Source organism: Avibacterium sp. 21-586, assembly GCF_026226775.1.
GTDB lineage: Bacteria > Pseudomonadota > Gammaproteobacteria > Enterobacterales > Pasteurellaceae > Avibacterium.
The window spans coordinates 1-13,390 of record NZ_JAKKOD010000001.1 but is presented as its reverse complement, the minus strand read 5'-3'; the positions used below and the strand labels follow the sequence as shown (position 1 = coordinate 13,390).

Sequence of the window (13,390 nt, the reverse complement as noted above, 5' to 3'; positions counted from 1 at the left end):
TGCGTGATTTTCTCATTAATAAAAACGAAATATTGTACAACATCTCGGCATAAAACCCTAGTTAGAGCGAAAACAAAAGTGCGGTTGATTTTGTGAATGAATTGTAAATAATGTGTTGTAAATCACAGATTTTCTGATTTTTTTGCCTATAATAGAGTATTGAATTACTCTCACAACCTTTTCAAATTGTTATAAGGACTGTTTTATGGACGCACAATTACGCCAAGCGGCGCTTGATTTCCACGAATTTCCAAAACCGGGAAAAATTGAAGTTACCCCAACCAAATCTCTCGCCACGCAGCGTGATCTCGCTTTAGCCTATTCACCGGGGGTGGCTGAGCCTTGTTTAGAAATTGAAAAAGATCCTGCCAACGCATATAAATACACGTCTCGCGGTAATCTTGTTGCGGTAATTTCTAATGGAACAGCGGTGCTAGGTTTAGGCAATATCGGCGCATTAGCAGGCAAACCCGTAATGGAAGGGAAAGGCGTGCTATTTAAAAAGTTTGCTGGCGTAGATGTGTTTGACATTGAAATTGATGAAAAAGATCCTGATAAATTAGTAGAAATTATCGCCGCACTTGAGCCAACTTTCGGCGGTATTAACCTAGAAGACATCAAGGCCCCTGAGTGTTTTTACATTGAACAAAAATTGCGTGAACGAATGAATATTCCGGTATTCCACGATGATCAGCACGGCACAGCCATTATTTCAGCCGCCGCGGTGATCAACGGTTTACGCATTGTAAATAAAAAAATTGAAGACGTAAAATTAGTGGCATCAGGCGCAGGCGCGGCCTCTATTGCTTGCTTGAACTTGCTGGTTTCTCTTGGAATGAAAAAAGAACACATCACCGTGTGCGATTCTAAAGGCGTGATTTTCAACGGTCGTGATGAACGAATGGACGAAACCAAAAAGCTTTACGCCATTGAAGATAACGGCACGCGCACCTTAGCAGACGCAATGCCGAATTGTGATATTTTCCTTGGCTGTTCCGCCGCAGGGGCATTAACCCAAGAAATGGTTAAAATGATGGCACCAAATCCGCTGATTCTTGCCTTGGCGAACCCAGAACCTGAAATTTTACCGCCACTTGCCAAAGAAGTTCGCCCTGATGCGATTGTTTGTACAGGCCGTTCAGACTATCCAAACCAAGTAAATAACGTGCTTTGTTTCCCATTCATTTTCCGTGGTGCATTAGATGTGAGCGCCACCACCATTAATGAAGAAATGAAATTAGCTGCGGTGTATGCTATTGCGGATCTCGCCTTGGCTGAGCAAAGCGAAGTGGTTACTTCTGCCTATGGTGGTGCAGAAATTTCTTTTGGGCCGGATTACTTAATTCCAAAACCGTTCGATCCACGTCTTATTGTGAAAATTGCCCCTGCGGTCGCGAAAGCGGCGATGGATAGCGGTGTGGCAACTCGTCCGATTGAAGATTTTGATGCCTATTTAGAAAAACTCACTCAATTCGTTTACAAAACGAATTTATTTATGAAACCGGTGTTCGCCCAAGCAAAACAAGACAAAAAACGCGTCTTACTAACAGACGGCGAAGAAACGCGCGTACTTCACGCCGTGCAAGAAATTGCCACTTTAGGCATTGCACAACCTGTTTTGTTAGGGCGTACGCACATCATCGAAGAAAAAATCAAAAAACTTGGTTTGCATCTTGAAATTGGACGTGATTTTGACATTATCGACATTGAAAACAATCCTTACTATGACGAATGCTGGCAACGTTATCACGACAAGCTAAAACGCCAAGGAATGACACCATCAGGCGCAAAACGTAAAATGTTGCATAATCCAACCGCACTTGGCACCGTGTTATTAGAACTTGGCAAAGCAGATGCAATGCTATGTGGATTGGTTGGACCTTATGCTTCTCATTTAGGGGCAATCAAAGATTTTACTGGTGTGAAAGCAGGTGCAATTCCCGCTACTGTCAATGGTTTGGTGTTACCAACAGGCAACTTGTTTATCGCCGATACGTTCGTTAATCCAAATCCAACAGCGGAAGAATTAGCAGAAATCACCTTAATGTCTGCGGCAGAAGTTCGCCGTTTTGGTATCGAGCCACAAGTGGCATTGGTTTCCCATTCTAACTATGGCAGCTTCAATGATGAAAATGCAGTGAAAATGCGTGAAGTGTTAAAACTTGTACGTGAAAAAGCGCCAGAATTAATCATTGACGGTGAAATGCACTGCGACATTGCGCTTTCCGAAAGTTTACGCAAAGACGTAATGCCAGATAGCCCGTTAAAAGGCGCAGCAAACTTACTAATTATGCCAACAATGGAAGCAGCGCGAATCAGCCTTAACTTGCTACAAGGCACAGCAACACCAATCACCATTGGACCAATCTTAATGGGCGTAAATAAAACTGCGCATATTTTAACCTCAGCGTCTTCTGTTCGCCGTATTATCAATATGGTGGCGGTCGCTGCAGTGAAAGCACAGCAAGAAGTATAAAGATCAAGAATCAATGGAATGGGAGCAGCTGATTTTGCTCCCATTTTTATTCTATATTGCTTATAACTAGATAAAAATGCGGTGTTTTTTCTAATTATTTATTTGCTAAAATCACCGCTCTTTTAGGCGCAGGATAGCCTTCAATGGTTTTGCGATGATCTTGTGGATCAAGAAAATCAATTAAGCTTTCATTTTCTAGCCATTCGGTTTTACGTTGTTCTTCAAGATTGGTTACGGCCACATCTACACAGCGCACATTGTGAAATCCGCTTTTTTCTAGCCATAAAATCAAGGCGTTGACCGAAGGGATAAAATACACGTTTTTCATTTTGGCGTAGCGATCTTGCGGCACAAGCACCGTGTTTTCATCACCATCAATAACTAAGGTTTCAAGCACTAATTCACCGCCTGCTCTTAGCTGATTTTTCAATTGCGTAAAATGTTCAAAAGGCGATTTGCGATGATACAGCACCCCCATTGAAAACACAGTATCAAACACGCCTAACGGTTGCATTTGTTCAATCCCAAGGGGGATTAAATTGGCGCGGCGATCATTATTCAGCAATTTACGCACCGCTTCAAACTGACATAAAAATAATTCTGTAGGATCAATGCCCACCACCATTTTTGCCCCTTCCCCCACCATTCGCCACATATGGTAGCCACTGCCGCAGCCCACATCTAAAATCACGCGATCTTTGAGTGGCGCAAGGTGAGGCAGTACGCGCTCCCATTTGAAATCAGAACGCCATTCGCAATCAATATGAATGCTATAAAGATGATAAGGCCCTTTGCGCCAAGGCATTAATTGCTTGAGATGATAAATAATACGCTGACGCTCGCCTGCACTGAGTTCAAAATCGCCCTCAGATTGCACCGCACTTTTTAAATTAATCTGATTGGCGTGCAAATCAGGCAGAAAATCTACAATTTTTGCCCATTTGGCATAATCGCCGTGGGTTTGCTTTTCCCACTGTTTAAGTTGAGCGGGCAGTGTTTCCAGCCAAGCTGAAAGCGAGCTGGTTGCAATTTGTTGATAAAAAGGACGAAAATCGATCATAATTTATAAACTGAACATTCCAAAAGAAATGGTTAAAATTTGAGAAAGGTCATATTTTACCTGATTTGGTACTGTTATTCTATTTCCCTTTTCGCTAGACTAACCAGCAGAAAAATAAATAAATAAGATTAATATGGAAACGGTAGAATTATTAGTTAATGTAACGCCAAGCGAAACTCGCATCGCCCTTGTGGATACTGGGATTTTGAAAGAAGTACATATCGAACGCCAAGCCAAACGGGGCATTGTTGGCAATATTTATAAAGGGCGCGTAACGCGTGTGTTGCCCGGAATGCAATCAGCTTTTGTGGATATTGGCTTGGAAAAAGCGGCATTTTTGCACGCATCTGACATTGTTTCGCACACAGAATGTGTAGATGAAAACGAGAAAAAACAATTTATCGTGAAAGATATTGCCGAACTTGTGCGTGAAGGGCAAGATATTGTCGTGCAAGTGGTCAAAGATCCCCTTGGCACCAAAGGTGCAAGGCTGACAACAGATATCACCCTCCCCTCTCGCTATCTCGTATTTATGCCAGAAAACAGCCACGTCGGCGTATCGCAACGAATTGAAAGTGAAGAAGAACGTGCCCGATTAAAAGATCTAGTATTGCCTTTTTGCGATGAGTTAGGCGGCTTTATTATTCGTACTGCGGCAGAAGGCGCAAGCGAAGAGGATTTGTTGCAAGATGCAGAATTTTTAAAACGCCTATGGCGCAAAGTAATGGAGCGCCGCGCAAAATATCCAACTCGTTCAATGCTTTACGGTGAATTAGCCTTACCACAACGTATTTTGCGCGATTTTATCGGGGTAGATCTAGAAAAAATCCGCATTGATTCTCATCTTTGCTTTGATGAACTGAAACAATTTACGGAAGAATTTATCCCGAATTTAATGGACAAGCTGGTCCTTCACTCAGGAAAGCAACCCTTGTTTGACGTCTATGGCGTGGAAAATGCTATTCATACCGCATTAGACAAACGTGTTAATCTCAAATCAGGTGGTTATCTCATTATCGAACAAACGGAAGCAATGACCACCATTGACATCAATACTGGTGCATTCGTGGGGCATCGAAACCTTGAAGAAACCATTTTCAATACTAATATTGAAGCAACCAAAGCCATTGCCCAACAGCTTCAGCTACGCAATCTAGGTGGCATTATCATCATTGATTTTATCGATATGCAAAAAGAAGAACATCAAACTCGTGTGCTGGAATCCTTACAAGAAGCGCTCGCGAAAGATCGCGTAAAAACCAGTGTAAACGGCTTTACCCAACTTGGTTTAGTGGAAATGACGCGCAAACGCACCCGCGAGAGTTTAGAGCACGTTTTATGTGATGAATGCCCAGAATGTAGCGGACGTGGACGAATAAAAACCGTAGAAACCATTTGCTACGAAATTATGCGTGAAATTATCCGCGTACACCACCTGTTTGATAGTGAAAAATTTGTAGTGTATGCTTCCAGAGCGGTGGCAGATTATCTGATCAACGAAGAAAGCCACGGCCTTGTGGCTGAATTAGAAGTGTTTGTCGGTAAACAAATCCAAATAAAAACTGAAGTATACTACCACCAAGAACAATTTGATGTGGTGGTAATGTAGAATTTCACCAAAAAGCACCGCACTTTGTTTGCAAACAAATTAAGACAAATCAAAGTGCGGTCTGAATTTTAGAAATTTTTTAATTAGGGTGAACAGGCTTGTTCGCCCCTTATTATTGATAAGAGAAAACAATGCTAAATAAAGTAACTCAATCCCTACTTGCACCGAGCCAGTTGGCAACGCAAGATTTATTGAATGTGTTTAACCTAATGGATCACCGCAATATTGATTATGCGGATTTATATTTTCAGCTGAGCCAAGATGAAAGCTGGGTATTGGAAGACGGTATTATTAAAGAAGGCGGTTTTCATATTGATCGCGGCGTAGGCGTGCGTGCGGTGAGTGGCGAGAAAACAGGCTTTGCCTATGCAGATCAAATCAACTTGGCGAGCTTACAGCAATGTGCCAATGCAGTGAAAGGCATTGCGCAGCCTATGCAGCAAAGTTTTATTTTGCCACAGCCGTTTACAACAGTTTCTGCGGTGCAACGCTATGCGGCGATTAATCCACTGGAAAGCCTAAGTAAAGAAAAGAAAATTGAATTATTGCATCTGGTGGATCGCACTGCACGTTCGGCTGATCCGCGTGTTACCAAAGTTTCCGCCAGTTTAAGCGCAATTTATGAAGAAGTGCTGATTGCCGCCACTGATGGCACATTAGCCGCAGATATTCGGCCTTTAGTGCGCTTATCTATTTATGTCTTGGTGGAAGAAAATGGCAAGCGTGAGCGTGGTAGCGCTGGCTGCGGCGGACGCTTTGGATTAAATTGGTTTTTTGAGATAGACAATGGCGAAATGCGCGCAGTGGCGTTTGCAAAAGAAGCGGTGCGACAAGCTTTGGTGAATCTTAATGCGATCCCAGCCCCTGCTGGATTAATGCCTGTTGTGCTTGGTGCGGGGTGGCCGGGCGTGCTATTACACGAGGCGGTTGGACACGGCTTAGAAGGGGACTTCAATCGTAAAGAAAGTTCCTTATTTACAGGCAAAGTGGGCGAGCTAGTAACTTCACCGCTTTGCACTATTGTTGATGACGGCACCTTGCTAAATCGCCGAGGCTCGCTCACAATTGATGATGAAGGCGTGCCAAGCCAATGCAACGTATTGATTAAAGACGGCATTTTACAAGGTTATATGCAAGACAAAATGAATGCGCGTTTAATGGGTGTTGCGCCTACGGGCAATGGCCGCCGTGAAAGTTATGCCCATTTACCAATGCCAAGAATGACCAATACTTATATGCTAGAAGGTAAAAGCCAATTCGACGATCTTATTGCTTCCGTCGATCGTGGCATTTTTGCACCGCACTTTGGCGGTGGTCAAGTTGACATCACTTCAGGTAAATTTGTGTTCTCAACCTCTGAAGCTTATTTAATCGAAAAGGGCAAAATCACCAAACCAGTAAAAGGTGCAACCTTAATCGGTAGCGGAATTGAAGTGATGCAAAATATCTCAATGGTGGCCGACAGAGTAGAAATCGATCACGGTATTGGTGTATGCGGCAAAGAAGGCCAAAGCGTTCCCGTTGGTGTAGGTCAACCTGCATTAAAAATTGAAAAAATTACGGTAGGGGGAACAAGTTAAGGATACATATTGTGTTCTTTTAATTTTTATATCTGTTCTATTTTCCAAATGATATTGCTCCACTTCTCCTTTAAACCTCTGGGAAAGGTGGAGCACACAATAATTTAGAAATAAAATATTTTGATAAAAATGAAATAAAACCTTGCGTTAATATAATAACCGTGTTCTAATGCTTATCAGCTAGACAGCAGTTTAATAGAAGTTAGTTATTACAGTTATTCCTCATTACAAGTTCTAAATTTGTTCCTTGAAGTTTTTCTTAATACCCATCTCAATTTAAGTTCTCGTTATTAGCATTAGCGCTTGATTCAAGCATACAAATTTAAAATTTAAAAATAAGGAAGACAATATGTCTAAATTACATGGCTTAGTAAAATGGTTTAACTCTGATAAAGGTTTTGGCTTCATCACTCCGTCAAATGGCGGAAAAGACCTTTTCGTTCATTTTTCAGGAATTATTGGAAATAACTACCGCAGTTTAAATGAAGGTGACAAAGTCGAGTACAATGTACAAGAATCGCAACGTGGTCCTTCAGCAGTAGATGTCGCGGTTATTTAGCGTTATAAGAGCAAATTTAATCTTATCTACCATTCAATCAAGAAAGCGGAATTATTTCCGCTTTTTTTTGTTCCTATAAAAAGTGCGGTCATTTTTTACAAAATTTTCCTCTTCCTCCTTCTCTTTTTTGCTTAAATCTTAATAAAGATCAAATTTTTTCTCTAAAAGATTGTAGTGATCCACTAAATTAGCAGTCCCTGATAGGTTTTTTTCGCTAAAATTGGCGGTAATCCTTGATTATAGCTATGCGGTCTCACCCTGTTATAGTAAAACACATAACGTTTAATATCTTCCTTAGCTTCATCTAAGGAAGAATAACCGCCCTTTAACATCCATTCATATTTAAAACTTCTAAACCAACGTTCCAGCGGCGCATTATCCCAACAATTTCCTCGGCGACTCATACTTTGTATCAAACCATGCTGTTTCACACATTGTATAAACAACTCACTCCCATAAATACTGCCTTGGTCTGAGTGAAACAACATCCTCCTCGTTCTCTCCGTTGTTAGCATTGCATGATTTAAGGAGCCAACCACTAACATTGAATCATGCTGTTTCTGTAATCGCCAACCTACTACTTGACGGTGCGCTAAATTCATTACCACTGCCAAATAATGCCACTCCCCCTGTACCTTTAGATAAGTTGTATCACCACATAATACCGTTGTCTCTGGGGTTGGATTAAATTGCCGATTTAACACATTATGAAACAATGTGGACGCTTTCTCTAATGTACCTTGACGCCAACGTTTTTGTGGCTGTTTACTGACCAATCCCTGTTGTTTCATCAGCTTTCGAATTAAGGCTAATCCTACCTCAATCCCCTTACTTTTTAATCTCACCTTTAAAGTCCGCTTTCCTGCTGAACCCCGACTTTCATCAAATAACGCCTTTATCTCTACCGCCAAGCCTAAATGCTTATTGGGCTTAGCTTTTTGCTTTCTCTGAGCATAATAAGCTCGTTCTGAAAGAGAAAATAGAGCACAAACACGTTTTATTCCATATGATTTTAATGTCTTCACCGCTTGATAGCGTTGCGCTCGAGTGACATGAAAATCACTGTAGCCTTTTTTAGGATTTCTTTATCCTCTTCAAGTATTTTAATGCGTCGCTCAAGCTCTCGTATCCGTTGTTGCTCGGGTGAAAGTGGCTTAGTTCCTGGTAATACATAGCCTTGTTTTTCTGCTTGGACTTGTTTTATCCAACGACGCAGGGCTGTTTCGCCTATGCCTAATTCTAAACAGGCTTGGGCAATAGAGTAACCTTGCTCGGTGACTAATTTTACTGCGGCCACTTTGTAATCTGGGCTAAATGTTCTTCTCATTTTAGTGTCCTCTTTTTGTGATAGTTTACCACCTATCTAGGATTGTAAAATTAGTGTACCACTACAAAACTTTCAGGCAGGTGGTCGCCCTAAATGGCTAGGGGCAAGAATGGGGAAAAGGTATTTCCTCACGCTTATCTTTTTCTTTTGTGCAACGCCAATACAAAGCGGAAGCCAAATTAGGTGGCATATTGCCCTTAGGGAAAATACGCTCTGACAAAATTTACTAAACCCAATTAATGCTATGGAAACGAGATTGGCATTTATGGGGCATTACCCCTAAATTACAATTTAGTTGGAAGAAACAAGTAAGTAATATTCCTTCAATGTATGCCTACCAAAGTAAAAATATCAATTTGTTGTTTGATAAGAGCTTTTGATATTGATACAAAAATTTAGGCATTCTTTAATGCCTAAATTTTTTTGCTCTGATAATAAACTGCAAAAACGTATTGCTTTTCACTTTATTGCTCATCGTAGGATTATGTCTGCAGACAATGATAATTTGAGATGAAAGATAGAAAGTAGACAATTTTGACTTTTTTAATAATTTCTAGCCTAAATCATTTAAAATCCAAATAAATAAACACACATCACCATAAAACTATTTTGAATTTTACCGCACTTCTTGCTAGAATAACCAAGTTTTGGGGCTGATTCTGGATTCGACGGGATTAGCGAAGCCCAAGGTGCACGTCGAGGTGCGGTTGGCCTCGTAAATAAACCGCAAAAAAATAGTCGCAAACGACGAACAATACGCTTTAGCAGCTTAATAACCTGCTCATAGCCTTCTCTCCCCAGCTTTCGCTCGTAAGACGGGGATAAAGAGGAGTCAAACCCAAACGAGATCGCGTGGACGCCCCCGCTTGAGGATCGAAACGTTAAATTAAACCAAGCTAGCTTAGCTATCGCGTGTCTGTCCGCAGTGGTTAAGTGAAATTAAAGACTAGACTAAACGTGTAGTGCTGAAGGTAGAGTAATTTCGGACGGGGGTTCAACTCCCCCCAGCTCCACCAATTCTTTGTTTTTTAGTGTTTTCTGTGTTTTTTCTGTTTTGACAATTCAATAAAATCAATCATTTAACTTTTTTTGTTGTTCACCTTAGTTTTTAATGATTGTTCCCTCATTGTTCCCTCGCCTGCTTTTGGGCGAAAACGAGGGAACAATTAGAGATAAATTTATTGTATTGTTCCACTAAATTAGTGATTCTTGATGGGTTTTTCCGCTAAAATTGGCGGTAATCCTTGATTATTGCTATGCGGTGATCTCACCCTGTTATAGTAAAACACATAACGTTTAATATATTCCTCAGCTTCATCTAATGAAGAATAAGTGCTCTTTATCTCTACCACCAAGCCTAAATGTTTATTGGGCTTAACTTGTCGCTTTCTCTGGGTATAATAAGCTCGTTCAGAAAGAGCAAATCGAGTACAAACACGTTTTATTCCATACGATTTTAATGTCTTTACCGCTTGGTAGCCTTGTGCTCGAGTGACATAAAAATTGCAGTAGCCTTTTAGAATTTCTTTATCCTCTTCAAGTATTTTAATTCGTTGTTCAAGCTCTCGTATCCGTCGTTGCTCTGGTAACAGGGCTTAGACCTAGGTAATAGATAGCCTTATTTTTCTGCTTGGGTTTGTTTTATCCAATGACGCAATACCGTTTTGTCTATACCTAATTCCAAACAAGCTTAGGCAGCAGAAGAATCTTGCTCACTGATTAATTTTACTGGGCTACTTTGTAAGCAAGGTTAAATACTCTTTTCCTTTTAGTGTCCTCTTTTTATGATAGTTTACCACCTATCTAGGATTGTAAAATTAGTGTACCACTACAGTATTAGATTAACCCTAATTTAGTACCCTGCAAATTTGCTACAGAACGAGCTGTCACGTCACGCAAAAAAATTCTAGCAGTTTTCTCTGTATAAAATTCTTGATTTTACAATGAATTATCTTCACTTTTATAGACTAACATAACTGCTAATCTAATACATCCCCAAATATTAGCGCAATTTATACTGGTCTAATGCTTTCTATCTCTAACACACCATTAAATTCCTCACATAGACGTTGTAATTTAGGATCTTGTTGTAGAGCGTCCTGTGCTTCTGCTTTTAGTTTGAGATAAATTTGTTTCCGATGCTCCATTGACGTGAGCCGATTTAGGTCATCGCTCGTTTCAATAATAATGTCAATCTTTTTTTGATAAAAATGACTTAGCGCCTCTTGCAATTCGCTTCGCGTAGTTTCTTCATTGAGATATTGATGAGGCGAACGTAAAGCTAAAACCATTTTATTTTCATCTTGATGCATAATAAAGCTATTCATCGCCATTTGTTTAGCTAACCCTGAAACACCTGTTTGTTCAATAATTTCCGTCCATTTATCCTGTGCTTTTGCCATTGCTAGTACTTTTGCTTTTAATTCTGGTGTGCTGTTTTCCAAAATAGCTTTGCGGATTTCTGATGGACTAGCGGTATCCTGCTCTTCCGCCATGACGGGATTGCTCCAACTCCAACGGTAATTTTCTGGCAAATTGAGCTCATCTTCCTGATCAACATCGGCAGAAAAATCTGGCTGATTTAGCTCCGCACTTTCAGCCACTGGTGCAGTCGTTGGGGAAATGTCTGTTGCTAATTGAGGCGTGGGTTGAGAAATAGCGGATTGAGAAACAGCCTTATGAGTAGCTCGTGCCGTATTTTTTTGCTGAGTAAATTTGTGCTCTACCACAGGCAAGCTGATCTCTTGCGAATGGGAAAGCGTCGGCTCTGAAGCTAACTTCGCGTTATTGGCGTTAGTGTTTTTTTTTTCGCTCGTTGTAGGCTTAGAAAGCTGATCTAGCGCATCAAGCATATCGAAAGTAGAATCGCTTACTGGCGAAGATGAATGACTTTGTGTGGAACGAACTGGCTGTCTAGCAGAGGGCATTGTTTTAGTTTCTGGCAGTGAATTTGCTTTGATCTGTTGTGATACAACAGGCATTTCCACCAATTTTGCCGGATTTTGCCCCGCACTTTGCGCAGTATGATTGCGCTCATTCGCTTGTTCCACAGGCTGCATAGTCGGAGCCGCTTGAATTAATTTAGGGTGGAAAGCTAAGGCGCGCAATAAAATCATTTCCACGCCCATTCGCTGATTCGGTGCGAAGGCAAGCTCTTTTTGTCCGTTTAAAATAATCTGATAAAAAAACTGCACATCTTCTGGTGGAAGATGTTTTGCCAAAAAGCCGATGTGGCTTTCATCACTCATTTGCGCTTGTGGTAATAATTGGCACATCGCAATTTTATGCAGATTTTCAGCCACCGCTTTTAGTAATTCATTCCAATCACTGCCTTTTTCCGCCACCGCTTGAATGGCTTTCATTAAGGCTTCGCCGTTGCCCTGCTGTAACGCGTACAAAATATCAATGGACTGACTGTCATCAAGCAAGCCGAGCATTGTATTTACCGCATCAAGGGTTATATTGCCGTTGCTCATTGCAATGGCTTGATCGGTTAAACTTAGGCTATCGCGGATACTACCTTGTGCCGCTTTGGCTAATTTTTCAATGGCTAATGGTTCGAAGGGGATCTTTTCTTGCTGCAAAATAAAGGACAAATGATCAGCGATTTGTTGCTGATTGAGCGCTTTAAGATGAAATTGAATACAGCGAGACAAAATAGTGATCGGCAATTTCTGCGGATCAGTGGTTGCCAGCAGGAATTTTACATATTCAGGCGGTTCTTCAAGGGTTTTCAGCAAGGCATTGAAAGAATGACGAGAAAGCATATGCACTTCGTCAATCAAATAGATTTTATAACGCCCTTGCACAGGTTTGTATTGCACATTGTCGAGCAATTCACGGGTGTCTTCCACCTTGGTGCGTGAAGCAGCATCAATTTCAATAAGATCGATAAAGCGCCCTTCTTCAATGGCTTTACAATGTTCGCAAACACCACAAGGGTTGGCAGTTACGCCTTCAACACAGTTTAACCCTTTCGCGAATAAACGAGCAATGGAGGTTTTCCCCACACCACGCGTACCGGAAAAAAGATAGGCGTGGTGTAAGCGATTTTCATTTAATCCGTTAGCAAGTGCGGTAAGAACAGGTTTTTGCCCTACCACATTGGAGAACTTTTGCGGCCGCCATTTTCTTGCTAAAACTTGATAACTCATTCCTTGCTCGCTTAGGATAATTAGTGGCCTTCAAAATTCACTAATGAGAACGGGGTTACCGCTAAATTACGTAAGCGTTGTTCGCCGCCCAATTCTGGCAAATTAATCACGAACGCCGCATTTTTCACTTCACCACCAAGACGTTCAACCAACTTCACGGTGGCTTCTACTGTGCCGCCCGTGGCTAATAAATCATCAATAACCAATACGTTATCACCTGATTGAATGGAGTCTGTGTGAATTTCTAAGGTGTCTTGCCCATATTCTAACTGATAGGATTGCGCGATAGTTTCACGCGGCAATTTCCCCGGTTTACGCACTAATACAAAAGGTATATCTAATGCTAATGCCACTGGCGCGCCAAAAATAAAGCCACGGCTTTCTGTACCAATCACTTTAGTGATGCCTTTGTCTTTGTATTGTGCCACGATTAAATCAATGGTCGCCTTGAACGCCGCAGGGGTTTCGACAAGGCTTGTAATATCGCGAAAGATAATGCCTTCTTTCGGATAATTTGGAATGGATTTGATCGATGATTTAATCAGTTCTAATTGTTTGTTCATTTTATTACCTAAAGTGCGGTCAAATTTTCGACTATTTTGCATCAAAAAGAGCGGCACGCATA

9 protein-coding genes, 1 other RNA gene and 1 pseudogene are annotated in these 13,390 nt (G+C 41.2%); 6 read left to right on the top strand and 5 right to left on the bottom strand.

Going from position 1 to position 13,390, the window contains the following annotated elements:
- Positions 1 to 205 precede the first annotated feature (205 nt).
- Entirely contained in the window at positions 206 to 2,476 is a 2,271-nt protein-coding gene (locus L5B71_RS00055) for an NADP-dependent malic enzyme (RefSeq protein WP_265756223.1), read from the top strand.
- Positions 2,477 to 2,570: 94 nt separating this feature from the next.
- Here L5B71_RS00055 and cmoB read toward each other — a convergent pair whose 3' ends face one another.
- Positions 2,571 to 3,536 (bottom strand): tRNA 5-methoxyuridine(34)/uridine 5-oxyacetic acid(34) synthase CmoB, encoded by a 966-nt coding sequence (gene cmoB, locus L5B71_RS00050; RefSeq protein WP_265756221.1) that lies wholly within the window; start codon positions 3,534 to 3,536, stop codon positions 2,571 to 2,573.
- Between the two features lie 133 nt (positions 3,537 to 3,669).
- Between cmoB and rng the strand changes: the two genes are divergently transcribed.
- The 3 genes from rng (at position 3,670) to cspE (ending at position 7,284) form a co-directional block, all read left to right on the top strand.
- Positions 3,670 to 5,145 (top strand): ribonuclease G, encoded by a 1,476-nt coding sequence (gene rng / locus L5B71_RS00045; protein ID WP_265756218.1) that lies wholly within the window; start codon positions 3,670 to 3,672, stop codon positions 5,143 to 5,145.
- Between the two features lie 131 nt (positions 5,146 to 5,276).
- The gene (gene tldD, locus L5B71_RS00040; protein ID WP_265756216.1) at positions 5,277 to 6,725 is read left to right on the top strand and encodes a metalloprotease TldD; all 1,449 of its coding nucleotides are present in this window, start codon (positions 5,277 to 5,279) and stop codon (positions 6,723 to 6,725) included.
- Positions 6,726 to 7,074: 349 nt separating this feature from the next.
- Positions 7,075 to 7,284, top strand: coding sequence for a transcription antiterminator/RNA stability regulator CspE (cspE, locus tag L5B71_RS00035; protein WP_265756214.1), 210 nt, complete (start codon positions 7,075 to 7,077; stop codon positions 7,282 to 7,284).
- Positions 7,285 to 7,466: 182 nt separating this feature from the next.
- On the opposite strand, the gene L5B71_RS00030 is transcribed toward cspE, so the two are convergent.
- Both L5B71_RS00030 and L5B71_RS00025 read right to left on the bottom strand, forming a co-directional pair.
- Positions 7,467 to 8,309, bottom strand: coding sequence for an IS3 family transposase (locus L5B71_RS00030; RefSeq protein WP_265756212.1), 843 nt, complete (start codon positions 8,307 to 8,309; stop codon positions 7,467 to 7,469).
- The gene (locus tag L5B71_RS00025; RefSeq protein ID WP_265756211.1) at positions 8,306 to 8,611 is read right to left on the bottom strand and encodes a transposase; all 306 of its coding nucleotides are present in this window, start codon (positions 8,609 to 8,611) and stop codon (positions 8,306 to 8,308) included. Before L5B71_RS00025 ends, L5B71_RS00030 begins: the two co-directional genes overlap by 4 nt.
- A 113-nt stretch (positions 8,612 to 8,724) precedes the next feature.
- Here L5B71_RS00025 and L5B71_RS00020 point away from each other — a divergent pair.
- A pseudogene (locus tag L5B71_RS00020) lies at positions 8,725 to 8,991 on the top strand (surface lipoprotein assembly modifier); the annotation flags it as partial.
- Between the two features lie 269 nt (positions 8,992 to 9,260).
- Positions 9,261 to 9,627, top strand: a transfer-messenger RNA (tmRNA) gene (gene ssrA / locus L5B71_RS00015).
- A gap of 996 nt (positions 9,628 to 10,623) precedes the next feature.
- Here ssrA and dnaX read toward each other — a convergent pair.
- Together dnaX and apt are read right to left on the bottom strand one after the other, a co-directional pair.
- On the bottom strand, positions 10,624 to 12,765 hold the full coding sequence (gene dnaX, locus L5B71_RS00010) for a DNA polymerase III subunit gamma/tau (RefSeq protein WP_265756209.1): 2,142 nt from the start codon (positions 12,763 to 12,765) through the stop codon (positions 10,624 to 10,626).
- Positions 12,766 to 12,785: 20 nt separating this feature from the next.
- On the bottom strand, positions 12,786 to 13,328 hold the full coding sequence (gene apt, locus L5B71_RS00005; RefSeq protein ID WP_265757748.1) for an adenine phosphoribosyltransferase: 543 nt from the start codon (positions 13,326 to 13,328) through the stop codon (positions 12,786 to 12,788).
- Between the last annotated feature and the right edge of the window lie 62 nt (positions 13,329 to 13,390).